This window comes from Pseudonocardia sp. P1, from assembly GCF_000178675.2.
Lineage (GTDB): Bacteria > Actinomycetota > Actinomycetes > Mycobacteriales > Pseudonocardiaceae > Pseudonocardia.
The window spans coordinates 769,639-795,122 of the sequence record NZ_ADUJ02000001.1; the positions used below are offsets into that span (position 1 = coordinate 769,639).

The 25,484-nt window shown below is 75.5% G+C and carries 22 protein-coding genes; 13 read left to right on the forward strand and 9 right to left on the reverse strand.

The genetic code is table 11. The features are described from left to right. Positions 1 to 25 precede the first annotated feature (25 nt). Positions 26 to 838, reverse strand: coding sequence for a hypothetical protein (locus tag PP1_RS03070; RefSeq protein WP_075314189.1), 813 nt, complete (start codon positions 836 to 838; stop codon positions 26 to 28). A gap of 135 nt (positions 839 to 973) precedes the next feature. Here PP1_RS03070 and PP1_RS03075 point away from each other — a divergent pair, with 135 nt between their 5' ends. The 6 genes from PP1_RS03075 (at position 974) to PP1_RS03100 (ending at position 6,611) form a co-directional block, all read left to right on the forward strand. Beyond that, positions 974 to 1,294 (forward strand): hypothetical protein, encoded by a 321-nt coding sequence (locus tag PP1_RS03075; RefSeq protein WP_010235761.1) that lies wholly within the window; start codon positions 974 to 976, stop codon positions 1,292 to 1,294. An 80-nt stretch (positions 1,295 to 1,374) separates the two neighbouring features. After that, positions 1,375 to 1,770, forward strand: a complete 396-nt coding sequence (locus PP1_RS03080) for a hypothetical protein (RefSeq protein ID WP_010235763.1) — start codon at positions 1,375 to 1,377, stop codon at positions 1,768 to 1,770. A gap of 179 nt (positions 1,771 to 1,949) precedes the next feature. Further along, complete coding sequence (locus PP1_RS03085) at positions 1,950 to 3,101, forward strand: polyprenyl synthetase family protein (RefSeq protein ID WP_010235765.1); 1,152 nt, start codon at positions 1,950 to 1,952, stop codon at positions 3,099 to 3,101. 103 nt (positions 3,102 to 3,204) lie between these two features. Beyond that, entirely contained in the window at positions 3,205 to 3,963 is a 759-nt protein-coding gene (locus PP1_RS03090; RefSeq protein ID WP_075314188.1) for a class I SAM-dependent methyltransferase, read from the forward strand. After that, positions 3,960 to 5,576 (forward strand): FAD-dependent oxidoreductase, encoded by a 1,617-nt coding sequence (locus tag PP1_RS03095; protein WP_170918890.1) that lies wholly within the window; start codon positions 3,960 to 3,962, stop codon positions 5,574 to 5,576. The genes PP1_RS03090 and PP1_RS03095 overlap by 4 nt, the downstream gene beginning before the upstream one ends. A 27-nt stretch (positions 5,577 to 5,603) precedes the next feature. Beyond that, positions 5,604 to 6,611: a DUF5914 domain-containing protein gene (locus PP1_RS03100; protein WP_010231398.1), complete on the forward strand. Its 1,008-nt coding sequence runs from the start codon at positions 5,604 to 5,606 to the stop codon at positions 6,609 to 6,611. Here the strand turns inward: PP1_RS03100 and PP1_RS03105 are convergent. The 4 genes from PP1_RS03105 to PP1_RS03120 all read right to left on the reverse strand — a co-directional run bounded on the left by PP1_RS03105 (position 6,608) and on the right by PP1_RS03120 (position 11,604). Further along, a complete protein-coding gene (locus tag PP1_RS03105; protein ID WP_010231400.1) occupies positions 6,608 to 7,909 on the reverse strand; it encodes an FAD-dependent monooxygenase in 1,302 nt (433 codons plus the stop codon). The two genes, PP1_RS03100 and PP1_RS03105, sit on opposite strands and share 4 nt — an antisense overlap. Further along, positions 7,906 to 9,885 carry an ABC transporter ATP-binding protein gene (locus PP1_RS03110; protein ID WP_249265977.1) on the reverse strand — a complete coding sequence of 660 codons (1,980 nt, stop codon included), beginning with the start codon at positions 9,883 to 9,885 and terminating at the stop codon, positions 7,906 to 7,908. The genes PP1_RS03105 and PP1_RS03110 overlap by 4 nt, the downstream gene beginning before the upstream one ends. Positions 9,886 to 10,014: 129 nt before the next feature. Then, a complete protein-coding gene (locus PP1_RS03115) occupies positions 10,015 to 10,182 on the reverse strand; it encodes a hypothetical protein (RefSeq protein WP_010231404.1) in 168 nt (55 codons plus the stop codon). Positions 10,183 to 10,578: 396 nt separating this feature from the next. Continuing rightward, the gene (locus PP1_RS03120) at positions 10,579 to 11,604 is read right to left on the reverse strand and encodes an AraC family transcriptional regulator (protein WP_010231405.1); all 1,026 of its coding nucleotides are present in this window, start codon (positions 11,602 to 11,604) and stop codon (positions 10,579 to 10,581) included. Positions 11,605 to 11,731: 127 nt separating this feature from the next. On the opposite strand from PP1_RS03120, the gene PP1_RS03125 reads away from it, so the two are divergent. From PP1_RS03125 to PP1_RS03135, 3 genes are read left to right on the forward strand one after another with little or no spacing between them, the layout of a single operon-like run. Then, positions 11,732 to 13,306 (forward strand): flavin-containing monooxygenase, encoded by a 1,575-nt coding sequence (locus PP1_RS03125; protein WP_010231407.1) that lies wholly within the window; start codon positions 11,732 to 11,734, stop codon positions 13,304 to 13,306. After that, positions 13,303 to 14,166: an SDR family NAD(P)-dependent oxidoreductase gene (locus tag PP1_RS03130; protein ID WP_010231410.1), complete on the forward strand. Its 864-nt coding sequence runs from the start codon at positions 13,303 to 13,305 to the stop codon at positions 14,164 to 14,166. The genes PP1_RS03125 and PP1_RS03130 overlap by 4 nt, the downstream gene beginning before the upstream one ends. After that, a complete protein-coding gene (locus PP1_RS03135) occupies positions 14,163 to 15,062 on the forward strand; it encodes an alpha/beta fold hydrolase (RefSeq protein ID WP_010231412.1) in 900 nt (299 codons plus the stop codon). Before PP1_RS03130 ends, PP1_RS03135 begins: the two co-directional genes overlap by 4 nt. Here the strand turns inward: PP1_RS03135 and PP1_RS03140 are convergent. Continuing rightward, on the reverse strand, positions 15,008 to 15,397 hold the full coding sequence (locus PP1_RS03140) for an SRPBCC family protein (RefSeq protein ID WP_010231415.1): 390 nt from the start codon (positions 15,395 to 15,397) through the stop codon (positions 15,008 to 15,010). The genes PP1_RS03135 and PP1_RS03140 overlap by 55 nt on opposite strands. A 100-nt stretch (positions 15,398 to 15,497) precedes the next feature. Here PP1_RS03140 and PP1_RS03145 point away from each other — a divergent pair, with 100 nt between their 5' ends. Together PP1_RS03145 and mtnA are read left to right on the forward strand one after the other, a co-directional pair. Continuing rightward, positions 15,498 to 16,925, forward strand: coding sequence for a PQQ-dependent sugar dehydrogenase (locus PP1_RS03145; RefSeq protein ID WP_010231417.1), 1,428 nt, complete (start codon positions 15,498 to 15,500; stop codon positions 16,923 to 16,925). Between the two features lie 56 nt (positions 16,926 to 16,981). Continuing rightward, positions 16,982 to 18,025 (forward strand): S-methyl-5-thioribose-1-phosphate isomerase, encoded by a 1,044-nt coding sequence (gene mtnA / locus PP1_RS03150; RefSeq protein WP_060572140.1) that lies wholly within the window; start codon positions 16,982 to 16,984, stop codon positions 18,023 to 18,025. On the opposite strand, the gene PP1_RS03155 is transcribed toward mtnA, so the two are convergent. After that, positions 17,955 to 18,647: a class II aldolase/adducin family protein gene (locus PP1_RS03155; RefSeq protein WP_010236944.1), complete on the reverse strand. Its 693-nt coding sequence runs from the start codon at positions 18,645 to 18,647 to the stop codon at positions 17,955 to 17,957. The two genes, mtnA and PP1_RS03155, sit on opposite strands and share 71 nt — an antisense overlap. A gap of 53 nt (positions 18,648 to 18,700) precedes the next feature. On the opposite strand from PP1_RS03155, the gene PP1_RS03160 reads away from it, so the two are divergent. Further along, positions 18,701 to 20,365, forward strand: a complete 1,665-nt coding sequence (locus PP1_RS03160) for an FAD-binding dehydrogenase (RefSeq protein ID WP_010236942.1) — start codon at positions 18,701 to 18,703, stop codon at positions 20,363 to 20,365. A gap of 171 nt (positions 20,366 to 20,536) precedes the next feature. Further along, positions 20,537 to 20,833 (forward strand): hypothetical protein, encoded by a 297-nt coding sequence (locus PP1_RS03165; protein ID WP_010236940.1) that lies wholly within the window; start codon positions 20,537 to 20,539, stop codon positions 20,831 to 20,833. 4 nt (positions 20,834 to 20,837) lie between these two features. Here PP1_RS03165 and PP1_RS03170 read toward each other — a convergent pair whose 3' ends face one another. Both PP1_RS03170 and PP1_RS03175 read right to left on the reverse strand, forming a co-directional pair. After that, on the reverse strand, positions 20,838 to 21,686 hold the full coding sequence (locus PP1_RS03170) for a CBS domain-containing protein (protein WP_010236938.1): 849 nt from the start codon (positions 21,684 to 21,686) through the stop codon (positions 20,838 to 20,840). Between the two features lie 49 nt (positions 21,687 to 21,735). Further along, on the reverse strand, positions 21,736 to 25,206 hold the full coding sequence (locus PP1_RS03175; protein WP_075314186.1) for a bifunctional proline dehydrogenase/L-glutamate gamma-semialdehyde dehydrogenase: 3,471 nt from the start codon (positions 25,204 to 25,206) through the stop codon (positions 21,736 to 21,738). Positions 25,207 to 25,484 lie beyond the last annotated feature (278 nt).

Consider the following 25,484-nt stretch of genomic DNA (forward strand, 5'->3'; position numbering starts at 1 on the left):
CCGCCGCGGCGGGACGGCCCCGCGGTCACACCCCGCCGGGCCCGGTCGCGGGCCCGCCGAGCGCCGTCCGCAGCGACCGGAGCCCGGCGGCCGGCGGGGCGTCGGCGGGGAGCGCGGCCAGGTAGGCGTCGACGCACTCCCGGTACAGCGGGGCCAGGTGCGCGGTGAGCAGGCCGAGCGTCACGTCCGCGTCGGGCAGGCCGCCGTCCCGCCAGTGCAGCGCCGCCGTCGCCAACGCGGTGTGCGGCCCGTCGTAGGACGCGACGGCGGCGTCGTTGCGTCCGATGTCGCCGGTCCGGAGGGTGTGCAGGAACCGCACCGGGAAGAGCACCGCCTTCGTGACGGCGCGCGCCCCGCCGTCCAGCAGCCCGGCCGGGTCGGCGATCCCGGCGAGCCACGCGTCGTCGGCCCGGCCCGCGAGGAACTCCGCGGACGCGGCGACGAGCTCGGCGTGACCGGGTGCGACGGCGCCGTCGCGGACGTCGGTGCCGTGCCGCAGCACCCCGTGCTCGAGCAGGTCGAGCCGGTCCACCGCGGGCAGCCGCGCAGGGGTCGCCGCACCGCCGCGGCGCACGGTCGCGGGATCGGCCCAGAAGACCGAGAGCCGGTCCGCGAGCGCCCCGGGGGCCCGACCGCGGGTCCGGGCGGTGACGTCACGGACCCGGTCCGCGGTCCCGTCGCCGGTGCTGCGCAGGACCAGCGCGAGATCGACGTCGCTCACCTCCGGCGCGAACCCGCCGTGCGCGAGGCTGCCGAGCGTGTACGCGGCCACCAGGTCGTCCCCGAACTCCGCGGCCGCCTCGGCGGTGGCCGCGGCGAGCACCGTCTCGCCGTCCACCCCGACAGCGTGACAGGTCGTCCGTCGCCCGGGAGGGTGTACCGCCGGGCGCGTCGTCGACCGCCGGGCGCGTGGCGGGCTCCACCGGGCCCGGGCAGGGTTGCCCGCAATCGATCATCGCGGACCATCGTCGACGTGCTCTACATCGGACCGGTCGACATCCCGGGGTCGGACGACCACGAGGGCTTCGTCAGCGCCCGCACCCCCGACGGCCGGGACACCGGGATCTGGACCGACGTCCGGGCGGCGGACGCCGGGTACACCGGGTTCCGGGCCGGCTGCGAGTGCGGCTGGCTCGACGATGCCTTCACCACCCCCGACGACGGCGGTCACCAGGCCGCGCTGCACGACTTCGTGCACCACCACTTCGAGGTCGTCGCCGGCCGGACGCTCGACCCGGCGCAGGACTTCCTCACCCCGTGGGCGGTTCGTGTCCGATCGGGCTCCGCCGTCTGATCCGTCCGTCGCGGGCACCCCGTCCTCGGGCACACTCGGTGATCACCGAACCGCACCCACCACCACCCGGGGAGCCCCGTATGTCCACGCCGAACCGGCACGTCGCGCCGGCCTCGTCGCCGACGGCGCCCGTCGTCGCCCTCCGCGCACTGACCGTCGCCTCGCTCGTCGTGCTCGCCTGGCAGTTCGTCACGGCCGCGGGCCTGTTCACCGGCGGGGGTGTCGGCCCGCACGGCACCGGGGCGATCGTGCTGCACGTGGTGACCGGGCTGGCCGCGGCCGCTGCGCTCTGGGTGCTGCTCGCCCGGGGCGGGCCCTGGTGGCCGTCGGCGCTGGCGGTCGTCCTGTTCGCGTTCACCTTCGTCCAGGCATGGTTCGGCGACTTCCCGGGCCTGGTCGTGCACGTGCCGGGCGCGATGGCGCTCACCGCAGGCACGGCCTGGCTGACGGCCTGGTCGTTCCTGCGGCTGCCCTGAGCCCGCACGGGGTACGGATGTCCGATTCGGCGGGCGCGAACGGGGCCGCGGCCATAGTCTCGGCCGGACCCGGCGCGGAGCCGGGCGTCACCGTCGATGCCGCCCGCCCGGTCCGGACACGCCGTCCGGAACACCCACACGGGCCCCTGGGGCCCCGGTCACGGCGGGAGCAGGTCGCGATGGTCGTCGATGCGGAACGGGCGGGGCAGCGCGGGCGGGCACGGCCCGAGGAGGGCCCACCGTCCCCGCCGGTCGCGCCGGTCGCGTCGTGGACCGAGGAGGTCCGCGGCCGCGTCCGGGACCGGGTCGAGGAGACCGTGCGGCGCCGGTGCGCCGAGCACGTGCACTCGATGGAGGGCGCGGAGTTCCTCGCCGGGGTGCTCACCGACTTCGTCGGCCGCGGCAAGTACCTGCGCTCGATGTTCGGCTACCTCGGCTGGCGGGCGGCCGCACCGGACTCCCCGGCGGCCCTCGACGCCGTCGCCGGGCTGGAGCTGCTGCACGCCTTCGCCCTGCTCCAGGACGACGTCATGGACGGCTCGCTGCTGCGGCGCGGCCGCCCGACCGTGCACGTCCAGCTCGCCGCCTGGCACCGCGGACAGGGCATGTCCGGCTGCCCGGACCGGTTCGGCGAGTCCGGTGCCGTGCTGCTCGGTGACCTCTGCCTGGTGTGGGCCGAGCAGGCCATGCGGGAGAGCGGGCTGCCCCGTGACGCCCTGGACCGGGGCTGGCCGCGCTACGACGCGATGCGCTCCGAGCTCGCCGTGGGCCAGTTCGCCGACCTGCTCAACGAGGCCCGCCGCGTCCCCACCCTGGACGAGGTGATGGACGTCCTGCGCCGCAAGTCGGGCAACTACACGGTGCGCCGCCCGCTCGAGCTGGGTGCCGCGATGGCGGGCGGCGGGGACGACCTGGTCGCCCTGCTCGGCGACTACGGCACGATGGTCGGCGAGGCCTTCCAGATGCGCGACGACGTGCTGGGCGTGTTCGGCACCGACGCCACCGGGAAGCCCACCGGCGACGACCTCGCGGAGCGCAAGGCGACCAGCGTCGTCGTCCTCGCCCGGGAGCTCGCCGGACCGGCCACCCGGCCCCGTCTCGACGCCCTGCTGCACGGCTCCGACACCGACGACGGCCCCGTCGACGTCGCCGCCGCCCGCGAGCTGATCGACGCGACCGGGGCCCGCCGCCGCGTCGAGGAGCTGATCTCCACCCGGGTGGCGGGCGCGCTGCGCCTGGTCGAGGCCGCCGTCGACGACGGCCACCTGGGTGACGACGTCGCCGGGGTGCTGCGGGCGATGGCGGTCCGCTGTGCCGACCGGATCTCCTGAGGGACAGGGTGATCGTGCGATGAGCACCGGAGCTCCCGGCAGGCAGGCCGGCGGGACGTCCCCGCGCTCCCCCGGCCGGCGGCACGGTCCTACGCTCCGGTCCATGGCCGACCGTCACGTCCCCGCCCCGTCCCGCACCGGAACCGTCGGCCGGGCCGGCCTGCCACGGGCCGAGGTGCCCACCCACTTCGACGACGGCGCGGGTGACTACGACCGGCTCGTCGGCATGAACCCCGGCTACCACGACCACCTGCGCGCCTCGGCCGCCCGGATGCGCCTGCCCCGCGACGGCGCCGGCCTGCGGCTGCTCGACGCCGGCTGCGGCACCGGTGCCTCGACCGCCGCGCTGCTGGGCGTCGCGCCGCGCGCGGAGATCGTCGCGGTCGACGCGTCGGCCGGGATGCTGGAGCGGGCCCGGACCAAGCCGTGGCCCGGTTCGGTGACCTTCGTGCACAGCACCGCCGAGACCATGGCCGAGTACGGCGTCGAGGGGCCGTTCGACGGCATCCTCGCCGCCTACCTGCTGCGCAACCTCGACGACCCGGACGCCCAGCTGCGCCGCTTCCACGACCTGCTCCGCCCCGGCGGCACCCTCGCCCTGCACGAGTACTCGGTCGCCGACTCCCCGCGGGCCCGCGCCGTGTGGCACGCGGTCTGCTGGGGCGTGATCGTCCCGCTGGGCCGGGTGACGACCGGTGAGACCGCGCTGTACCGGCACCTGTGGCGCAGCGTGAACACCTTCGACGGCGTCGGGCGGCTGCGCGACCGGATGCGCGCGGCCGGGTTCGACGCCGTGCACTCCGAGACGATGACCGGCTGGCAGAACGGCGTCGTCCACACCGTGCTCGGGTCCCGGACGTGAGCGTGCGGCCGGTCGACCCGCGGCGGGTGGTGCACCCCGCGGCGGGCGGCGGCCTGGGCGACGCGGGGCTGCTCGGGCGCCGGCCGCGGGTGGCCGTCGTCGGCGCCGGCATCGCCGGGCTCGCCGCGGCGACCGGGCTGGCCGAACGCGGCGTCGCCGTCGAGGTCCTGGAGCGCGAGCCGCACCTCGGCGGGCGGGTCGGCGGCTGGTCGGACACCCTGCCGGACGGCTCGCCGGTCGCGATGAGCCGCGGGTTCCACGCGTTCTTCCGGCAGTACTACAACCTGCGCAACCTGCTCCGGCGCGGTGACCCGGGCCTGGAACACCTCGTCCCGCTGGCCGACTACCCGCTGGTCGACGCCGAGGGGCGTCGCGACACGTTCCGCGGTCTCCCCCGCACCCCGCCCTGGAACGCGGTGCTGTTCGCGCTGCGCAGCCCGACCTTCCGGCCGTCGGACCTGCTGCGGCTCGATCCCCGCGCCGCGGCGCCGCTCGCGGCGGTCTCGGTGCCGGGGATCTACGAGGCCATCGACGACGTCGACGCGCAGAGCTTCCTCGAGTCGATCAACTTCCCGCCCGCCGCCCGGCACCTGGCGTTCGAGGTGTTCTCGCGCAGCTTCTTCGCCCCGCCGTCGACGATGTCGGCCGCCGAGCTGGCGACGATGTTCCACATCTACTTCCTCGGCTCCTCCGAGGGGCTGATGTTCGACGTCCCCGACGACGGGTTCGACGCCGCCCTCTGGGAGCCGTTGCGGCACTACCTCTCCACCCGAGGTGTCTCGTTCCGGACGGGCGTCGCGGTCTCGTCGGTGCAGCGCGACGTCGCGAGTGGACGGTTCCACGTGAATCATTCGTCCGGCGGTACCTCCACCGGTTCGTCCACCGTGGACGCCGTGGTCCTCGCGACGGACGTGCGCGGCCTGCGGGAGATCGTCGCCGCGTCGCCGGACCTGGGGCCCGCGGACTCGGGCCTCGGTGACCCGGAGGCGGTGCAGCACTGGCGCGACGACGTCGCCGCGCTCGGCAGCGCGCCGCCGTTCCTGGTCCAGCGCCTCTGGCTGGACCGCCCGGTGCGCGAGGACCGGCCGCCGTTCCTGGGCACCGGCGGGCTCGACCCCCTCGACAACGTCTCGGTGCTCGACCGCTACGAGCGCGACGCCGCGTCCTGGGCGTCCCGGCACGGCGGGTCGGTCGTGGAGCTGCATGCCTACTCCGCGGCGGTACCCGACGGCGTGGACGAGGCCGCCTGGACCGCGGACCTGCGTGCGCGGTGCCTGGCCCGGCTGCACGAGCTGTACCCGGAGACCGCCGGCGCCCGGATCACCGGGGAGCTCGTGCAGTGGCGCGCGGACTGCCCGATGTTCGGCGTCGGCGACTTCGCCCGCCGCCCGACCGTCGCGACCCCGCTGGACGGGCTGGTGCTCGCCGGCGACGGCATCCGGATCGACCTGCCCGTCGCGCTCATGGAGCGGGCGGCCGCCACCGGGTGGCAGGCGGCGAACCGCCTGCTCGCCGGCTGGGGGCTCGCCGGGCATCCCCTCGAGACCGTCCCGACCGGCGGGCGGCTCGGCCCGCTCCGGCGCGCCGCCGAGTACGCGATGCGGTCCCGCTGACCCTGCCGACCTGCGAAGGAACCCGCCATGACCCTCCTGTCCCGCCTCACCGGCCGATGGCCGGGCACCTGGCCGCTGCAGCCGCTGCCGTCGTCGCAGTGGGCCCGCCAGGAGCCGACCTACGCCGGCGCCGACCCGAAGCTGATCGCCGCGGCGCTGGAGCGGGCCCAGGCCCGCCGGTCCGGGAACTGGTTCGTCCTCGCGGCGAGCCGCGAGATCCGGGCCGACCGCCCGTTCGGCACCCGGGTCGGCGGCGCCGAGCTGGTGGCCTGGCGCGACGAGGACGGTGACGTGCGGATCGGGCCCGGCGCCTGCCCGCACCTCGGCGCGCCGATGGCGCTCGCCGCCGTCGACTGCGGCGAGCTGGTCTGCCGCTGGCACGGGCTGCGGCTCGGGGCCCGCACCGGCCCCGGCTGGGCCCTGCACCCCGCGCACGACGACGGCGTGCTCGTCTGGGTCCGGCTCGACGAGCTCGGCGGCGAGGAGCCGAGCGATGCGCCGGTGGTCCCGGCCCGCCCCGCCGGCCGGACGCTGGACGCGGTCACCACGCTCACCGGTGTCTGCGAGCCGGAGGACATCGTCGCGAACCGGCTCGACCCCTGGCACGGGGCGTGGTTCCACCCGTACTCGTTCCAGCGGCTCGACGTGGAGTCCGCGCCGGCCGTCACCGACGTGACCGAGTCCGACGACCGGTTCCTCGTCACGGTCACCTTCAAGGTCGGGCCGGGCCTCGGCGTGCCGGTGCGGGCCGAGTTCGTGTGCCCGGAGCCGCGCACCGTCGTCATGCGGATCGTCGAGGGCGAGGGTGTCGGCAGCGTCGTCGAGACGCACGCGACGCCGCGCGGGCCCGGCCGCGACGGGCGGCCCCGGACGTCGGTGATCGAGGCCGTCGTCGCCGGGTCGGATCGTCCCGGGTTCGCCGTCGCGTCCCGGATCGCCCCGGCGCTGCGGCCCGCGATGGCGAAGGCCGCGACGAGACTGTGGCGCGACGACCTCGACTACGCCGAGCGCCGCTACGAGATGCGGACCCGCTAGTCCCCGACGCCGGCGCGGTCCCGCGGGCCGGGCCCGCTCGCCGCCGCGGGGGTACCGGCGGCCGGGGCACCGGGCACGACCGTCGTGCGCTCGGGACCGGTCCGGTGCCCGACGGGCTCACCGCGGCGGACGGCGAACCAGGTCCGCCTGCCGGTCTCGTACCAGCGCCGGGTCTTGCGGACCGGCAGGTACTGGATGGCACGGTGGCTGCGGTAACGCCACGGCGGCATCGGCCCCAGCCGGGCACACATCGCGGCCGCGAAGTCGGCCACGTCCCGGTCGGTGTAGCGGTCCATCTGCTCGAACCAGGCCATGCTGCTGCGCGCCGACGCCTGGGTCTGCTGCAGCGGACGCCGGCGCTGCCGCTCGTAGGTGTTCAGGGCACCGGTCAGGTCGTCCGGCCGCCCGAGGAGGCTGTGCGCGAGCGACACCGCGTCGAGGATCGCCAGCCGGGTGCCGGAGCCGATCGTGAAGTGGGTGGTGTGGGCGGCGTCGCCGACCAGGACGACGCCGTCGTGGTGCCAGCGCTCGTTGACCACCTCGGGGAAGTGCCGCCACTGCGCCGGCTCACCGCGGGACGCGCCGATCAGCCGGTGCCCCCTCAGCGTCCCGGCGAAGATCTGTTCCATCAACGCGGTGCTCTCCGCGGGGGTCGTCGTGGCGAGCCCGAGGCCGTCCCAGGTCTCCTGCCGGCACTCGACGATGAAGGTGCTGGTCCCGGAGCTCGTCGGGTAGGCGTAGCACCAGACCCACCCCGACGGGGTCTGGACGAAGTCGAAGACGAACGTGCTGAACACGCGGTCGGTGCCCAGCCAGATGTAGGGGTTCCCGCCCGTCCGGACCGTGGTGCCGAACGCGCCGCCGTAGAGGGTGCGCACCCGGCTGTTCGCGCCGTCCGCGGCGACCACGAGGTCGGCGGACGGAAGGTCGGCCGGCTCGGCGACCTCCTGCTCGTGGAGGACCTCGACGCCCAGGTCGGTGGCCCGCTCGGTGAGGATCCGCTGCATCGCCGCCCGGCCCACGCTGTAGCCGTAGCCGCCGAGGTAGGCGGTCCGCCCGCGCATCCGGATCTCCTGCTCCTGCCACAGCGCGGACACCGCCCGCAGCCTGCGGCCGCTCTCGGCGTCGTTGCGGTAGAGGGTGTCGAGCAGGTTGTCCTTGTAGACGACACCCCAGCCGTAGGTCGCGCCGGGCGGATCGCGGTCGAGGACAGTGATCTCGTGTCCGGCGTCGCGCAGCTTGGCGGAGAGGGCGAAGTACAGGCCGGCGGGTCCCCCGCCGACGCACACGATCTTCATGAGGTGGTCCCTTCGACCGGATGGGATACGGGGTGTGGGGCGGGCTCGGGGCCGGGCGGCACCTCGGCGCGCCGGTGACGGCCGTTGCGGGGCGCGCCGCCCGGGACGTCGGAGGTGCCGGGCACCCGCACGACCCGCTGCGGTCGCTCGGACGGGCGGTGGTGCAGGCGGTACAGGTCGGCGTAGCGCCCGTCGGCCCGCATCAGCTCGTCGTGGGTGCCGGCCTCGGTGATGCGGCCGTGGTCGACGTGCACGATCCGGTCGGCATCGGCCACGGTCAGCAGGTTGTGCGAGATGACGACCGTCGTGCGGCCCGCCATGAGCCGCCGCAGCGGGGCGAGGATCCGCTCCCCCGCCTCCGCGTCGAGGCTCGCGGTGGGCTCGTCGAGCAGCAGGACGGGGGCGTCGCGGACCATCGCGCGGGCGATCGCGATCCGCTGGCGCTGGCCCCCCGAGAGCAGGCGGCCACGCTGCCCGACCCTGGTCTCGTAGCCGTCGGGCAGGGCGCTGACGAACTCGTGGGCGTCGGCGGCCCGGGCCGCCGCGACGACCGCGGCGTGGTCGGCGTCCGGGCGCCCGGCGAGGATGTTCTCCTCGATGGTGCCGTCGAGCAGCAGGGTCTCCTGCAGGACGATCGCGACCGCCCCCCGCAGCGCGTGCGGGTCCAGGTCCCGCAGGTCGTGACCGTCCAGGGTGATCCGGCCCTCGGTCGGGTCGTAGAAGCGGAGCAGCAGCTTCATCAGTGTCGTCTTGCCGGCCCCGCTGGCGCCGACGATCGCGGTGGTCTCCCCCGGTGCGGCGGTGAACCCGATGTCGTGCAGCACCTCGGTGCGGGACTCCGGGTAGCGGAACCCGACACCGTCGAGCCGGAGCAGGCCGCGCGGCCGGGCCAGGTGCACCGGGTGCTCCGGGACGGCGACGTCCGGCTCCTGGTCGAGCAGCTCGACGATCCGCTCGGCACCGGCGGCGGCGGCGAAGACCGTGTTCGAGAGCTGTCCCAGGCCCCGGACCGGGCCGTAGAGCTGCGACAGGTAGATGAGGAACGCCAGCAGGCCGCCGAGGCTGATCTGCTCGAGCGACAGCTGCCAGATCCCGACGCCGACGACCGTCATCACCCCGACGACCTGGAACAGGTCGATCGTCGGTCCGAACATCGCCGCGATCCGGGCCGCGGCGAGCTGGGCCCGCACGGTGCCCCGTGCCTGCTCGTCGAACCGGTCGACCTCGGCGCCCTCCCGGCCGTAGGCCTGCACCAGGATCGCGTTGCCGAGGCTCTCCTCGGCCACCACGTTGACCGAACCGCTGCGCCGGCGCACCTCGCGCGACGCCAGCTTGATCCGGCGGGAGAACGAGCGGGCGATCAGCCAGAAGAACGGGACGGCGATCATCGAGATCACCGCGAGCTGCCAGTTCAGGTAGAACATCACGCCGCCGAAGATCCCTATCTTGATCAGGGCGGAGAGCGCCTGTGCGATTCCGGCGAGCAGCAGCGCCTCGATCGTCGCGACGTCACCGGAGAGGCGGGTCAGGATGTCGCCGAGACGGCGACGGTCGAAGAATCCGACCGACAGCGTGTGCAGGTGCGCGAACACCCGGGTCCGCATCCGCCGGAGAAAGTTCTGTCCGATCCAGACCGCGAGGTACTGATCGAAGAATCCCACGACCCCGCCGAGCAGGGTCAGTCCGACATATCCGGCGACGACGAGGGGAAAGGCGCCGAAATCACGGGGAGTGAGCACGTCGTCGACGAGGACCTTGAACATCCAGATGACGGCGGCCTCGAGCGCCGGGGTCACCACGATGAAGAACAACGTCAGGCACAGCCACCCGCGGAACGGGCGGACGTCCGGGGCGAACCGGCGGAAGATCTCGACGACGGTCTTCGCCGGGACCGGCTCCACCAGCCCCTCGGCCGTCTCGCCGGGCCGCAGCATCTCCCGGAGCCGCTCCCGCACCGCACCCGCCCGTCGTCGCACGCCCACCTCCGCTCGTCCCCTGCACGTCCTGTCCCGTACGTCACGCTCCGGGCAGGCGGTGGCCCGTAGACCGAGGTCCAGGGACATCGGGGCCACCGCCCACGTCATCGACCTAGCACCGGTGCGGGCTCAGCAGTCGGAGTTGCTGCCCCAGCCGCCCCACCCCTTTCCCCAGCTGTCGTCATCGTCGTCGTCGTTGCGGTGCCAGTTGCCCCAGCCACCCCAGCCGCCCCAGCTTCCCCAGTCGTCGTCCTTGTCGTCGTGGCCGTTCCACCAGCCACCCCAGTGATCACCCATCGTGATCCACCTTCTTCTCGGTGCGGGAGGACCGCCGTCGACGGCCCCCGGAGTCCGCTCCGGCCCGGATCCGTCCAACGCGTGGGCGGAGGGGTGCCGATCGCCGCCTCCGATCGCCGGACTCGGCGGCCGGAGCGGGGCCGTTTCGCGGCGCCGGAACAACTCACTCGATTGCAGGACCGAAACCATTCATCGGTGTCGCGACGATTCGTCGACAGCAGACACCGTTCATTCGAACCCTATTCCGGCGTAGCCGGTGAAATGCGACGGAAGCGCCGGGAGTGGCGTCGGGACCGAAAGGGAACACCGGTCGACCCGGGACCGTACGGCATTCTGCGGAGACCCGTCACGACGTCCCGCGGTTCTCAACCACCGGATTGACGACATCCGGGCGACTCAGCGCCCCGGGAGCACCGGGCCCGCCTTGCGCAGCGTCCGGGGCGGGACGCCGAACCAGCGCCGCGACGCCCGGGTCAGCGCGGACTGCTCGGCCAGCCCCACCATCGCGGCGATCTGGGTGAAGGGCAGGTCGGAGCGGGTGACGAGGCGCTCGGCGGTGTCCCGCCGTGCGTCGTCGACGATCTGCTCGAACGTGGTGTCCTCGGCGGCGAGGTGGCGCTGCAGGGTCCGCGGGTGCACCCGCAGCAGCCGTGCGACCGCACCGATCCGGACCGGGCCCGTCCCGAGCGACCGGTCGACCGCCGTCCGGACCCGGTCGGTGACCCGGCGGTCCGGGCGGTCGAAGTGCGTCTCCAGATACTCGATCGCGATGTCGCGGACGGCCTGGTCGCCGTCGAGCGGCCGGCGCGGCAGGTCGGCGGGCACCCGGAGGACCGCGGTCGGCCGGTCGAACCGGACCTCCGCGCCGAAGAACTCGCGGTAACGCCGTTCGGAAGCGAGTGCCGGGTGCGGCAGGTGTACCGAGCGGAGCCCGTACCCGCCCCCCGACAGCAGCCCGATGATCCGGTGCAGCACGCCGACGCCGAGGTCGGCCACGTGCGGCGGGAGGCGCTCGGTGCTGCCGTACTCGACGCCGGTGACCCCCGCGACGTGCTCCGGGTCCGGCACGGCGGCGATGCGGAGCGCGGGACTGTGCACGTAGAGGTACTTCGAGGCGCAGTCGAGCGCGGCGCCCAGGGTCGGCGAGTTCTGGACGGCGACGGCGAGCGGCCCGAGGATCTCCGGCCCCTGCCGCTCGGCCAGGCGCAGGCCCAGGTCGCTGCAGTCCAGCTCCGCGGCCGCGGTCTCGAGGACGAGTGCGACCGCGCGGGTCGGGACGAGGGCGTCCGGGTCGGCACCGTCCACGGCCTCGGCCGGGATGTGGAACCGGTCCAGCATCGCGGCCCCGTCCCCGCCCAGCTCGTCGACCAGCCCGGGCAGGCCGCGCAGCGCTCTCGCCCGGGTGAGCGATCCCGTCCCCATGTCGTCCGAGGGTAAGTTGTTGTCGCGCACAGTCAAGTTACCCGCGGTAGGTTACGGGCAGAATCGACCGCAGCGAACACCATCACCGCAGACGGTGCACGAACAGCGCAGACAGGAGGCCGCTGGAATGACGCAGCCCACCGCGACGCCCGGGCCGGGCGCCACCGCCGGGCCCGAGCACCACGACGTGATCATCGTCGGTGCCGGTCTGTCCGGGATCGGTGCCGCCTGCCGGCTCCAGCAGGAGCTCCCCGGCAAGGACTACGCGATCCTCGAGGGCCGGGAGAACGTCGGCGGGACCTGGGACCTCTTCCGGTACCCGGGCATCCGCTCCGACTCGGACATGTTCACACTCGCCTACCCGTTCCGGCCCTGGCGCGAGCGCAAGTCCATCGCCGACGGCGCCGACATCCGGCGCTACATCGTCGACACCGCCCGCGAGTACGGCGCGCTGGACCGGATCCGGTTCGGCAACCGCGTCGTCGGCGCCTCCTGGGACTCCGCGGCCGCGCTCTGGACCGTGCGCACCGAGACCGCCGACGGCCCGCGCACCTACACCTGCGCGTTCCTGTTCATGTGCTCCGGCTACTACGACTACGACGCCGGCTACCAGCCCGAGTTCCCGGGCCGCGAGGACTTCGCCGGCACCTGGGTGCACCCGCAGTTCTGGCCCGAGGACCTCGACCACGCCGGGAAGAAGATCGTCGTCATCGGCTCCGGCGCCACCGCGGTGACGCTGATCCCGTCGCTGGCCGACCAGGCCGAGCACGTGACGATGCTGCAGCGCTCGCCGTCCTACCTGACGGTGCTGCCGAGCACCGACCCGATCGCCGACCGCCTGCGGAAGTACCTGCCCGCGAAGGTCGCGCACCACATCCTGCGGCTGCAGTACGTGACGCTGACCCAGGCGTTCTACCAGCTCGCCCGCCGCCGCCCGGAGCGCGTGAAGAAGGTCCTGCGCGGTCTCGCCCTGAAGTTCCTCAAGGACGAGTCCTACGTCGACCGGCACTTCACTCCCAGCTACGAACCGTGGGACCAGCGGCTGTGCGTGATCCCGGAGGGCGACTTCTTCAGATCCATCAACGCAGGGCGCGCCTCGGTCGTGACCGACCACATCGACCGGATCACCGAGAAGGGGATCCGGCTGCGCTCCGGTGAGGAGCTGCCCGCCGACGTCGTCGTCTCGGCGACCGGGCTGTCCCTGAAGCCGCTGGGCGGCATGACCATCCACGTCGACGGCGAGCAGGTCGACATCGGCAAGACGGTCACCTACCGCGGCCTGATGCTCTCCGGCGTGCCGAACCTGGCGTTCTGCATCGGCTACGTCAACGCGTCCTGGACGCTGCGGGCCGACCTCGTCGCCCGCTACGTGCCGCGCCTGCTCGGGATGATGGACCGCGAGCGCGTCGCCGTCGCGACCCCCGCGCCCACGGTCTCGCCGGACCGCCCCCTGCTGGACCTCGCGTCCGGCTACGTCAAGCGCTCCGAGCACCTCTTCCCGCGGCAGGGCCGCACGGACCCGTGGCGGCTGCGGCAGAACTTCTTCCTCGACGCCGTCGGGCTCGGCCGGGCCGACCTGAAGAAGGACATGCTGCTCACCCCGGCGTCCGCGGTCGGCGCCCGGTCCGCCGCGGTGCCCCGCCCGTCGGTCGCCGGCATCGCGGCCGACGCCCCCACCGAGACGCAGGAGGTGGCCTCGTGAGCCGCACCCCGTTCCGCTTCGCCGAGGGCACCGCCGTCGTCACCGGTGCCGCCGGTGGCATGGGCGAGCACGTGGCCCGGCTCCTCGCCGAACGCGGCAGCGACCTCGTCCTGGCCGACCGCGACGGCGACCGGCTCGAGACCGTCGCCACCGCGATCCGGGACAGGCACCCCGGCCTGTCGGTGACGACCGAGACCGTCGACCTCGCCGACCGCGACGCCGTCGACGCGCTCGCCGGCCGGATCCTCGCCGGGCACCCGGAGGTCCGGCTGCTCGTCAACAACGCCGGCGTCGCGCTCGGCGGCGACTTCGCCCGGCTGACCCTCGACGAGTTCGACTGGGTCATGGACGTCAACTTCCGGGCCCCGGTCCGGCTCACGCACGCCCTCCTCCCGGCCCTCACCGCACGCCCCGGCGCGCACGTCGTCAACGTGTCCAGCCTGTTCGGCCTGATCGGGCCGCCCGGGCAGTCGGCCTACTCGTCGTCGAAGTACGCGCTGCGCGGCTTCTCCGAGGTCCTCCGTGCCGAGCTCGCGCAGGTCGGTGCCGGTGTCACCACGGTGCACCCCGGCGGCATCCGGACGAACATCGCGCGCTCGGCGCGGGTCGGGGTCAACATCCCCGCCGCGGAGGCGGAGAAGGGCCAGCGGGACTTCGACAAGCTGCTCACCTTCCCGGCGGACCGGGCCGCCGAGCTGATCGTCGAGGCGGTCGCGAAGCGCAGGCCCCGGCTGCTGATCGGTGCCAGCGCACGGATCCCGGACGCGCTGGCCCGGATCGCACCGGCGCACGGCATGACGCTCCTCTCCCGGCTGCTCGGCGCCTCCGCGCGACGGCCGGCGACGGCGGGTGCCCGGTGAGCGGGGACGCGCTGCCCGCCACCCGGCTCGTCGACGTCGGCGGCACCCGCATCCGGGTCCGCGAGTCCGGCGACCCCGCGGGCGAGCCGGTGCTGCTGCTGCACGGCATCGGGCGCAGCCTGGAGGACTGGGACGCCCAGCACGACCTGCTGTCCGGGTACCGGGTGATCGCGGCCGACCTCGGCGGGTTCGGGTACTCCGACCGGGTCCCGGGCCCGGCCACGATGGAGAAGCTCGCCGACACCGCCGTGGCGACCCTCGACGCGCTCGGCGAGACCCGCCCGGCACACGTCATGGGCAACTCGCTGGGCGGCGCGGTCGCCCTGCTGATCTCGGTGCGGCGTCCCGAGCGGGTCGCGTCGCTGGTGCTCGCCGACCCGGCCGGGTTCGGGTCCGAGGTGACACCGGCGCTGCGCATCCTCGGGGTGCCGGTGCTCGGCCGGTTCCTGATGGGCCGGTTCGACGAGCGCGCCGCCCGGCAGACCGAGCGCTCGCTGTTCGTGGACCGGTCCCTGGTCACCGAGGATCGGGTGCGGCGGGGCCTGGAGATCGGGCGGCGGCCGGAGTTCGCGCAGACCTTCCTGGAGATCGCCACCGAGCTGGGCACGATCCGCGGTGTGCGGGCGGGCTGGCGCACGGCGCTGCTCGCGGCGGCCGCGCGGGCGCCCCGGCCGACCCTCGTCGTCTGGGGCGAGCGGGACGTCATCCTCCCGGTCGCGCAGCTGCGGGCGGCGGCGCGGGCGCTGCCGCACGTCACGACGCACGTCTTCGGACGGGTGGGGCACATGCCGCAGATCGAGGTGCCGGAGCGGTTCGCCGCGCTGGCCCGCGACCACCTCGCTCAGGCCGGGCGGCGGACCAGCATCTCCAGCGAGACGCGGGCCGGTACCGCGTAGGGCAGGACGACGGCGGCCGGCCCGTCCACGGTCAGCCAGGTGCGCGTCCCCCGCCCGGACGCCCGCACCCCGTGGCCGAGGGAGAGCCGCAGCGGGCCGGCCGCCACGTCCCACGCCCAGGTGCGGGCGTCCTCGTCGGCCGTGGTCACCGCGAACGCGACCCGGGTGCCCAGGGGGCCGCGGACGTGGCCGGTGGAGCCCGCCCGGATCCGCGGGTCCGAGCAGTCGACGCCGACGATGTAGGGCGCCCACTCCGGCCAGCGGGCCGGGACGGCGTAGCGCTCCCACACCTCGTCGGCGGGCTGCGGTCCGCGGGCGTGCAGCGTCAGGCGCATGCCCCGATCCTGACCCGGCGGGCGGTGCGGCGCAGCGGGAGCGGGCCCGGAGGCCGGGCCCGCCGCGCGGCCCGGCCGTCCCGCCCGTAACGTCCGTATCATGCGGATCACGGCGCACGACCGGGCTCGGCGGCCCGGGCCCCCGACCCGTCCCTCCCGGCCGCTCCGGCACACCCGCCGCCGGCTCGCCGCACTCGCCTGCCTCCCCGTCGTCGCTGTCGTCGCTGCCTGCGGCACCGGCCCGAACCCGGTCACCAACGCCGTGTCGGGCAGCGAGGCACCGGTCGGCGCGGCCGCGGCGGATCTGGTCCCGGCGCAGGTCGCGGTGCCGGACGGGATGGCGACCGGGCCGTTCGACCAGCCCCGCGAGGCACTGGTCCCGCAGGGCTGGACCATGTCGGTGTTCGCCCGCGTCCCGAACGCCCGGCTCGCCGCGTGGACGCCCGACGGGAACCTGCTGGTGTCGGTCCCGGACGAGGGCCGGGTCCTGCTCCTCGACCCCTCGGGCGGGCAGCGCCCCCTGCTGGAGGGCCTCACCCAGCCGCACGGGCTGGCGTTCTCCCCGGACGGCGCGACGCTCTACGTCGCCGAGTCGGACCGGGTCGCGTCCTGGTCCTACGCCGGCGGCGCGGCGACCGGCGAGCAGGTCGTCGCCGACGGCCTGCCCGACGCCAACAGCCCCGACCTGCGCGGTGCCTACGGCCACGAGCTGAAGTCCGTCGCGGCCGGTCCGGACGGCGCGGTCTACGTGTCGATCGGCTCGACCGGGAACATCTCGGTGGAGGACCTCGACGCCACCCCGCCGCGGGCGTCGATCCTGCGGGTGCCGCCGGGTGGCGGGCCTGCCGAGCCGTTCGCCGTCGGCGTGCGGAACGGGACCGGGCTCGCGGTCGCGCCAGACGGCGCGGTGTGGTCGGCGGTCAACGGCCGCGACAACGTGCCCTACCCCTACGACCGGCCCTACGGCGACGCCACCGGTTCGTCGTTCGGCGAGGTGATCGACGAGTACGTGACCGCGCACCCGGCCGAGTCGCTCGCGAAGCTGACGCCGGGCCGGAACCTCGGCTGGCCGTACTGCAACCCGGAACCCGACACCGATCCCGGGGTGCAGGGCAGCGCCCAGGACTTCACCGACGTCCCGCAGGTCGCCGACGCCGAGATGAACCCGGGTGGCCGCGAGCTGGACTGCGGGGCGCTCGCACCGGTGGAGCAGACGTTCCCGGCGCACTCGGCCCCGCTGGGGCTGGCCTTCACCTCGGCGGCGCTCCCCGCCCCGTTCGGCGGCGGCGCGCTGGCCGGCGTGCACGGGTCGTGGAACGCCGACCCGCCGCGGGCGCCCGAGGTCGCGTTCTTCCCCTACGCCGACGGCCGCATGGGACCGCAGCAGACGCTGGTCGGCGGGTTCCAGGACCCGTCGGGCGCGCGCTGGGGCCGCCCCGTCGCGGCCGTCACCGGCCCGGACGGCGCCGTCTACGTCACCGACGACGACGCCGGTGCCGTCTACCGCGTCGCCCCGCCCGGGCGCTGAGGCCGGGTACCGTCGCGAGGGGCGTCGGCACCGGCCCGGGGCCGGGAGGGGTACCGATGCGGATCGTGGACTGGGCGGACGAGAGCGACGGCGGACCGGCCGTCGTCCTGCTCGACCAGCGGGCGCTGCCGCACCACACCACCCACCTGCACCTGACCACCGTCGACGGCGTGATCGACGCCGTCCGCTCGCTCGCGGTGCGGGGAGCCCCGAGCCTGGGGCTGGCGGGTGCGTTCGGCGTCGCGCTGGCCGCCCACGTGCACGGGACCGCCACCCCGGTCGCCGTCGCCGCCGTACGGGCCGCGGCCGAGCGGATCGCGACGGCCCGGCCGACCGCGGTGCCGCTCTCGCTCGGGGTCCGGCGGGCACTGGGCGCGCTCGACGGCGGACCCGCCGCGGTGCTGGCCGAGGCGCGCGCGGCCGCCGACGACAACGCCCGCACCAACGCGGCCGCGGCCGGCCGCGCCGCCGACCTGCTGCAGGAGCGGTGCCCGGACCGGCCGCTCCGCGCCCTGACCGTCTGCAACACCGGACCGCTCGCCACCGGCGCCGTCGGCACCGCCCTCGGCGCGATCCTGCGGCTGCACGAGCGCGGCGCGCTCGCCGAGGTGCTGGCCTGCGAGACGCGGCCGTTGCTTCAGGGCGCCCGGCTGACGGTCTGGGAGCTCGCGCGGGCCGGGGTGCCGCACCGGCTGTGCGTCGACTCCGCCGGGCCCGCCGCGATCGCAGGCGGCCTCGTCGACGTCGTGCTCGCCGGGGCCGACCGGATCGCCGCGAACGGCGACGTCGCGAACAAGATCGGCACCTACATGCTGGCCTGCGCCGCGGCCCGCTCCGGTGTCCCGTTCGTGGTCGTGGCGCCGGAGGAGACCGTCGACCCGGGGACCCCGACCGGCGACGGGATCGTCGTCGAGGAGCGCGACGCCGCCGAGGTCCGCGAGCACGGCGGGGCGCTGGTCACGCTGCCCGGCACCCCCGTCTACAACCCGGCGTTCGACGTGACACCGCACGACCTCGTGACGGCGGTGGTCACCGAGTCCCGGGTGTGGTCGCCCGCACCCGCCGCTTCTGCACTGCGAACCGCCGTACCGCCTCGCTGATCTCCGCGGCGGACAGCAGCCGGGGCTCGCCGGCGGCACGGGCGCGCAGCCACACCTCGCAGAGCCATTCGAGCTGGCGCGCACCGTCGTAGGCGGCGCCGAGCGTGTCGCCGAGGACGAGCGTGCCGTGGTTGCCGAGCACGACCGCGGTGGAGTCCCCCAGGGCGGCGACGGCGTTCGCGACGAGCTCGTCGCTCCCGAACGGCGCGTACCGGGCGACCCGTACCGACCCGCCGAACATGGCGAGCTGGTAGTGCACCGGGGGGACCTCGTCCACGAGCAGCGACGTCGCGACGGCCGCCGGCGAGTGGGTGTGCACGACCGCGGTGGTGCCGGGGCGGGCGTGCGCGGCCAGGTGCAGCGCGAGCTCGCTGGTCGGCTCGCGGTCCCCGGCGGCGACCGTGCCGGCGTCGTCGACCAGCACGACGTCGGACGGGGTCATCGTCTCGTAGTCCACCCCGGACGGTGTGACGGCGATCAGGTCGCCGGTCCGCAGCGACAGGTTGCCCGACGTGCCGACGACCAGGCCGTCGCGCACCATCCGGCGCGACCAGGTGCAGAGGGACTCGCGGGCGGCGGTGTGATCGGCCGGGGAGGGATGCGGGGTCACGGCGTCCAGCATGCCCGGCGGATCCGCCCTACCCGTGGGTAGCTCCGATCGTGCAGGATCGCGCCATGGACGCCGATGTCATCGTGGTCGGGGCCGGGCTCGCCGGGCTGGTCGCCGCCGCCGAGATCGCCGACGCCGGGCGCTCGGTGATCGTGCTGGACCAGGAGCCGGAGCAGAACCTGGGGGGCCAGGCGTTCTGGTCGCTCGGCGGGCTGTTCCTGGTGGACACCCCCGAGCAGCGGCGCACCGGGATCCGGGACTCGGCCGACCTGGCGCTGTCGGACTGGCTGGGGTCGGCCGCGTTCGACCGGGGCGTCGACGACCCGTCCGGCGAGGACTTCTGGGCCCGCCAGTGGGCGACGGCCTACGTGCACTTCGCGGCCGGTGAGAAGCGGGCGTGGCTGCACGAGCAGGGGGTGCGGTGGCTGCCGGTCGTCGGCTGGGCCGAGCGCGGCGGGCACCTCGCCGACGGGCACGGCAACTCCGTACCCCGCTTCCACCTGACCTGGGGCACCGGGCCGGGTGTGCTGGAGCCGTTCGTCCGGCGGGTCCGCGCGCACGCCGACGCCGGCCGCATCACGCTGCGGTTCCGGCACCGGGTGGACGAGCTCGCCCTCACCGACGGGGTCGTCGAGGGGGTGCACGGCGCCGTGCTCGCCCCCGACGGCGCCGAGCGGGGCGCCGCGACCAACCGGGACGTGATCGGCGAGTTCACCGTCCGGGCGGGGGCGGTGCTCATCACCTCCGGCGGGATCGGCGGGGACCACGACCTCGTGCGGGCGAGCTGGCCCGACCGGCTGGGGACGCCGCCGTCGCACATGGTGTCCGGGGTGCCCGCGCACGTCGACGGCCGCATGCTCGCGATCACCGGGCGCAGCGGCGGGCGGATCGTGAACTCCGACCGGATGTGGCACTACACCGAGGGCGTGCAGAACCACTCCCCGGTCTGGGAGAACCACGGCATCCGGATCATCCCCGGTCCGTCGTCGCTGTGGCTCGACGCCACCGGACGGCGGCTGCCGGCGCCGAACTTCCCCGGCTTCGACACCCTCGGCACCCTCGGGGCGCTGCGCGCGACGGGGTACGAGCACTCCTGGTTCGTCCTGACCCGGAAGATCATCGAGAAGGAGTTCGCGCTCTCCGGGTCCGAGCAGAACCCCGACGTCACCGGCAAGGACGTCCGCGCCACGCTCGGCCGGGTCCGGCCCGGGGCGGCCGCGCCGGTCGAGGCCTTCATGGAACGCGGGGCGGACTTCGTCGTCGCCGGCACCCTCGACGAGCTCGTCGCCGGGATGAACCGCCTCACCGGCGGCACCCCCGAGCTCGACGTCGACGCGATCCGCCGCCAGGTGGTGGCCCGCGACCGGCAGATGGACCACGCCTTCACCAAGGACCTGCAGGTCATGGCGATCCACAACGCGCGCCGCACGCTCGGTGAGAAGCTCGCCCGCACGGCGCCGCCGCACCGGCTGCTCGACCCGGCCGCCGGGCCGCTGATCGCCGTCCGGATGCACGTGCTCACCCGCAAGACCCTCGGCGGGCTGCAGACCGACCTGTCCGGCCGGGTGCTCGACGGCGGCGGCTCGCCGGTACCGGGGCTGTGGGCGGCAGGCGAGGTCGCCGGGTTCGGCGGGGGCGGGGTGCACGGCTACCGGTCGCTGGAGGGGACGTTCCTCGGCGGCTGCCTGTTCTCCGGGCGCGAGGCGGGGCGGGCGATCGCGCTCGGGTAGGCGGCTCGACCCCTCCGGGTGTCACCCGACCAGGTCGGCCGGCGTACGGCGGAGCGGCCCCGGGGTCAGACTCGACGGACCGGCCGCGGCCGGAGGCGGGCGGCGGTCGCTCCCCGCGGTGCAGCCGATGCCACCGATCGCGCCCCTCCGGGCGCAGGAAGCAGGACCGCCGTGCAGAGTCTCGTCCGCGCCGTGACCGTCACCGTGCTCGTCCTCGGCCTCGGGGCCGCGGGTGCCGGGATCGCCGCCGCCCAGCCGGCCCCGCCCGACCCGCCGCTCACCCCGGCCGACGAGCGTGCGCAGCTCGCGTGCGTGCAGCGCTATCTCGACCTGACGGCCCTGCCGCAGCAGGCGCTGCAGGACCCGGCCGCGTTCTCGCTGACCGTCGCCGACGCCGCGGAGAAGTGCCACGACGTGCGGGCCCCCGCGGCGCCCACGGTGCCCACGGCGCCGCTCCCGGCCGGCTGAGCGGTCAGAGCAGGTCGCTGCGGCTGATCACACCGACCAGGACGCCGTCGTCGTCGACGACCGGGATCACCCGGAAGCCGCGCTCGGCCAGCAGCTGCTCGGCGTCGGCGAGCGGGTCGCCGGGGTGCACGGTCTCGACGTCGTAGGTCATCACCCCGGCGACCGTGCTGGCCCGGGTCCGGCGCCCGCCGTAGGTGGACCCCGCCATCAGGTCGGCCTCGGAGACGACGCCGAGCAGCCGGTCGTCGTCGTCCACGACCGGGACGGCGGTGTACCGGTAGGACAGCAGCACCTCGGCGGCCTCGTCGAGCGCGAGGCCGGGCGGGACGGCGACCAGCCCGCCGTCGGTCATGACGTCGGAGACCCGCAGCGAGGAGACCGGCCGCCCGCCGACCCGGCCCGCGCCCCGGGGTGCCATCGCCTCGGGCAGGGGGCCGCTGATCCCGGCGCCGCCGAACAGGCGGGCCGCCTTCCGGAACATCCCGCCCTCGCGGCGGGCCCGCAGCAGGTCGCTGCGGGTGATCACCCCGAGCAGCCCGCCCCGCTGGACGACGGGGACCAGGCGCAGCTCGCCGTAGACCCGCATCCGGTGCGCCACGATGGACACCGAGGTGGTGGCCTGCACGGTCACGACCTGCTCGGTCATGGCGTCACCGACGGTCGCGTTCGGATCGTCCCGGTGCCGCAGGACGTCGACGAGGCTGATCACGCCGACCAGCGAGAACCGCCGGTCGACCACGGGCAGGGCGGAGAAGCGGGCCTCCGCCATCCGCTCCTGGGCGCGGGACAGGGGTGCGTCGGCCCACACGGTGACGACGCGTTCGGTCATGACGTCCCGCGCTCGCAGCACCATGCAACGACCGTAACCCCGGCGCGGGCCCGCAGGGAGCGCCCGGCACGGATCAGCGGCGTTCGATGTGGCCGAACCGGTGCCGGGTGCGGCTGATCGCCTGCTCACGCAGGACGGTGAGCAGCTCGCGGCGCCCGTCGGCGAGCACCGGGGCGTCCACGATCGACGCCCCGGCCCGTGCCGCAGCGCCGCGCAGCGGGCCGGGCACCTCGCCCAGCGCGCGGATCCGCTCGCCGGGGACGGGTTCCAGGTGCTGCCCGTCGTGGACGCCGCCGGGCAGCGGGCCGCCCGGGACGGCGGGCCCGTGCAGCCGTACCGGGACACCCGCCGTCGCCGCGGCGAGGAGCACCCGCAGGACGTCGGCGCGGGTGGTGCCGGCGCCCGCCCAGACGGTGAGCGCGGGCAGCGGCCGGTAGCGGAACACGTTCGACTCGGCGGCCAGACCGGTCGGGTCGTGCTCCACGGCGAACTCGTCCCGCCAGGCGACGGCGTCCGATGCGGCCGCACGGCGCAGCCGGTCCCGCTCCGCCGGGTCCAGGCCGGACGCCGCGGCGAGCACCCGCCGGGCCGCCCGCCCGGGCGTCGCGTCCCCGGCATGCGCCTCGGCCGGGGCCGGCGCGGGGGTGTCGTGCCAGGTCCCGAACTGGGCGACGTAGTTCGGCCCGCCCGGCTTCGCACCCGGGCCGAGCACCGACCCCTTCCATCCGCCGAACGACTGCCGCTGCACGACCGCGCCCGTGATGTGCCGGTTCACGTAGGCGTTGCCGACCTCGGCGCGGGCACACCAGTACGCGATCTCGTCCTCGTCGAGGGAGTGGATGCCGCCGGTCAGACCGAAGCCGGTGCCGTTCTGGAACGCGATGGCCTCGTCGAGGTCGCGGGCCGCCATGAGGCCGAGGACCGGGCCGAAGCACTCGGTGCGGTGGAACCAGCTGCCCGGCGCCACCCACGCCCGGACACCCGGGGACCACAGGCGCTCGCCGAGCCGCCGCGGCGCGACCAGCCACCGCTCCCCCGGCTCCAGCGTCGTCAGCGCACGGTGCAGCTTCTCCGACGGCTCGCCGACGAGCGGCCCGGTCGTCGAGCCGAGGTCGGTCCCGGGGCCGACGTGCAGGCTCCGGACGGCGTCGACGAGCTGGCGGCGCAGCCGTCGCCCCGTCGCCGAGCCGGTCGCGGCCGGGCCCACCAGGATCCCCAGCGAGGCCGCCGAGCACTTCTGCCCGGCGTGCCCGAACGCGGAGCGGACGAGATCGGCGACGGCCAGGTCGGGGTCGGCCGCCGGGGTGATCACCAGCGCGTTCTTGCCGCTGGTCTCGGCGACCAGGTTCAGGTCCGGCCGCCACGAGCGGAAGAGGGCGGCCGTCTCGGACGCGCCGGTCAGGACCACCCGGTCGACCCCGGGGTGGGTGACCAGCCGCCGTCCCGCGTCGCCCTCGTCGGCCGGGAGCAGCTGCAGTGCGTCGGCCGGGACACCGCCGCGGTGCAGCGCGGCGACCCCGGCCTCGGCGCACGCCCGCACCTGCGGGGCGGGCTTGAGCAGGACGGGCGCGCCCGCCGCCAGCGCCGCCAGGCAGCCGCCGAGCGGGATCGCGACCGGGAAGTTCCACGGCGGGGTCACGGCGACGACCCGGTCCGGGGTGAAGGGGGCACCGGCGAGCTCGGCGGCGCGCTCGGCGTAGTACGCGGCGAAGTCGACGGCCTCGGAGATCTCGGGGTCGGCCTCGGCGACGGTCTTGCCGCCCTCGGCGATCATGACGGCGAGCAGCGTCCCGCGGGCGGCGGCCAGCGCCCGTGCGGCGCGACGCAGGACGGCGGCCCGCTCCGCGGCGGGCACGTCGCGCCAGCCGGAGGCCGCGGCCCGGCGCACGGCGGCGTCGACCTCGGCGGGGTCGGTGACCACAGATACCCGCGGCACCGCGACCGCACCGCCGGCGGCGGTCGTGGCGGCGTGGCGGGCCCACACCCGGTTCGCGGGCAGGGACGGGTCGGTGTCGGGCTCGTTCCGGAAGCCCGGTATGACGGGTGCGTCGCCCACCGGCCCGTCCTTCCCGACAGGGGCCTCCACCGTCCGGTCCTGGGTGCGGCGCGGGGTGTCGGCGACCGTGTCGCGGTCGCGGACCGAGGCGAGGAACCGGTCCCGGTACGACGCCGGGCCGGCGTCCGGGGAGAACAGGGCGTAGAGGTAGCCCTCCGGCGACGCGTTCTCCTCGAGCCGCCGGACCAGGTACGACACCGCGGTGTCGAAGTCGCCGCGGTGCACGACGGGTGTGTAGAGCACCAGCTTCGACCCCGGCCCGGACTCCGGCAGGTCCCCCGCGACGGCGCGGGCGAACGCCGGGGCCATGCCCTGCAGCATCTCCAGGTCGAGCTGGGCACGGGCGCCGCGGGCGTCGGCCAGCTCGAGCGCGAGGGCCACGTGGTGCAGGTGGTGCGACGCGACGCCCAGGCGCAGCGGGTGCCGTCCCCCGGCCGCGGCGCCGCCCGGGACCCGGTGCCCGCCGATCGCGCGGTCGAGCAGCCGGACGTAGTTGGCGTCGACCTCGGCCTTCGTCCCGTACGGCGCCTGCGCCCAGTCGTGGACGCCGGCGTCGACCCGCTCCATGGCGAGGTTCGCGCCCTTCACGAGGCGCACCTTGACCGGTGCCCCGCCACCGGCGGCGCGGCGTGCGGCGAACGCCCCCAGCTCGTAGAGCGCGGCGACCGAGTCGGGCAGGTAGGCCTGCAGCACGATCCCGGCGGGCAGGTCGCGGAACTCCGGGCGGGACAGCAGCGTCGTGAACAGCGCGACGGTCAGGTGGAGGTCCTTGTACTCCTCCATGTCGAGGTTCACGAAGACGCCGTGGTCGCGGGCCGCGCGGTACAGCGGAAGCAGCCGCTGCACGAGCCGGTCCCGGCTCCCCTCCAGGTCCCACGGGACCAGCTGGGACGCGACCGACGACGCCTTCACCGACACGTGGTCGACGCCCGGGCGGCGCAGCAGGGCGATGGTCCGCTCGAGGCGCCGGTCGGCCTCGGCCTCGCCGAGCACCGCCTCGCCGAGCAGGTTCAGGTTGAGCCGGTGCCCGTCCGCCTCGGCGGCCGCGAGCCGTCCCGCCAGGGACCGCCCGCCCGCGTCGACGACGAGGTGCCCGACCAGACTGCGCAGCCGCACCCGCGCGGCGGGGACGACGACGTGCGGCAGCGCCGGCGCCAGCCGGCCGCCGGCGCGCAGCAGCAGCCGGTCGAGCCCGCCGACGAACGACGGCAGGTCCGCCCCGGCCCCGGCGAGCCGGGCCAGCTCGCGGGCGGCGACCCGGTCGTCGGCCGGGCGGGCGACCCGGTCCACGAAGCGCAGCGTGAAGTCGACCCCGGCGGGGTCGTGCATCAGGGCGGCCAGCCGCGCCGTCGGGTCCGGGGACGCAGACCGGCCGTGGCCCACGGGATCGGTGCCGGTGCGCTCGGTCCAGCGGCGCACGCGCTCGACGGCGCGCCCGGCCAGCGCGTCGTCGAGGGCGGGGACGGGGTGGGTGGGGTGCACGCTCACACCGCACAGTCTGGACCCCGTGTCAGGACCGTGTCACGTCACGGTCCTGACACGCCCCTCCGTGTCGCGTTCCGCGGAACGCAGGATCTCGCCGAGATGCAGCTCAGCGTCGTCGGATGATCGACAATTCGCGCTGAGCTGCATCTCGGCGAGGGGCGGACGCGTGGCGCACGGCACGAGCGGCGTGGCACGAGCGGCACGGCGCGGCGCGGCACGAGCGGCACGAGCGGCGCGGCACGGCGCGGCACGAGCGGCACGAGCGGCGCGGCACGAGCGGC

Excerpts from the sequence above, each read along its gene's own strand:
- PP1_RS03080 (WP_010235763.1), top strand. The coding sequence starts at position 1,375 with ATGTCCACGCCGAACCGGCACGTCGCGCCGGCCTCGTCGCCGACGGCG.
- PP1_RS03085 (WP_010235765.1), top strand. The coding sequence starts at position 1,950 with ATGGTCGTCGATGCGGAACGGGCGGGGCAGCGCGGGCGGGCACGGCCC.
- PP1_RS03090 (WP_075314188.1), top strand. The coding sequence starts at position 3,205 with ATGGCCGACCGTCACGTCCCCGCCCCGTCCCGCACCGGAACCGTCGGC.
- PP1_RS03100 (WP_010231398.1), top strand. The coding sequence starts at position 5,604 with ATGACCCTCCTGTCCCGCCTCACCGGCCGATGGCCGGGCACCTGGCCG.
- PP1_RS03105 (WP_010231400.1), bottom strand. The coding sequence starts at position 7,909 with ATGAAGATCGTGTGCGTCGGCGGGGGACCCGCCGGCCTGTACTTCGCC.
- PP1_RS03115 (WP_010231404.1), bottom strand. The coding sequence starts at position 10,182 with ATGGGTGATCACTGGGGTGGCTGGTGGAACGGCCACGACGACAAGGAC.
- PP1_RS03120 (WP_010231405.1), bottom strand. The coding sequence starts at position 11,604 with ATGGGGACGGGATCGCTCACCCGGGCGAGAGCGCTGCGCGGCCTGCCC.
- PP1_RS03125 (WP_010231407.1), top strand. The coding sequence starts at position 11,732 with ATGACGCAGCCCACCGCGACGCCCGGGCCGGGCGCCACCGCCGGGCCC.
- PP1_RS03140 (WP_010231415.1), bottom strand. The coding sequence starts at position 15,397 with ATGCGCCTGACGCTGCACGCCCGCGGACCGCAGCCCGCCGACGAGGTG.
- PP1_RS03145 (WP_010231417.1), top strand. The coding sequence starts at position 15,498 with ATGCGGATCACGGCGCACGACCGGGCTCGGCGGCCCGGGCCCCCGACC.
- mtnA (WP_060572140.1), top strand. The coding sequence starts at position 16,982 with ATGCGGATCGTGGACTGGGCGGACGAGAGCGACGGCGGACCGGCCGTC.
- PP1_RS03155 (WP_010236944.1), bottom strand. The coding sequence starts at position 18,647 with ATGCTGGACGCCGTGACCCCGCATCCCTCCCCGGCCGATCACACCGCC.
- PP1_RS03160 (WP_010236942.1), top strand. The coding sequence starts at position 18,701 with ATGGACGCCGATGTCATCGTGGTCGGGGCCGGGCTCGCCGGGCTGGTC.
- PP1_RS03170 (WP_010236938.1), bottom strand. The coding sequence starts at position 21,686 with ATGGTGCTGCGAGCGCGGGACGTCATGACCGAACGCGTCGTCACCGTG.